The organism is Bradyrhizobium sp. Ken51, assembly GCF_055807435.1.
The window spans coordinates 1-223 of the sequence record NZ_JBVVPB010000225.1 but is presented as its reverse complement, the minus strand read 5'-3'; the positions used below and the strand labels follow the sequence as shown (position 1 = coordinate 223).

Genomic DNA, 223 nt, shown 5'->3' with positions numbered 1-223 from the left:
TATTTTTCCACTTTCTCGATCACCGCCTCGGTCCGGCCATAGGACGAATCCGACGGCGTCTGCACGTCGGTGGTGACGAAGCCCTGGTCGTCAACGGGGAGGAAGCCGCCGGGCAGGTTGACGAAGGCCCAGGACAGGCCGGCGAGCAGCGCGACATAGACCAGCATCAAGCGGCCGGTGCGCTTCAGCGAGAAGCCGACGGTGCGGGAATAACCCTCCTTGC

The 223-nt window shown here is 64.1% G+C and carries 1 protein-coding gene; it reads right to left on the bottom strand.

The window, feature by feature from the left end:
- On the bottom strand, window positions 1-223 hold a 223-nt coding region (locus AC0L27_RS41575), incomplete at both ends, for an efflux RND transporter permease subunit (protein ID WP_473323964.1).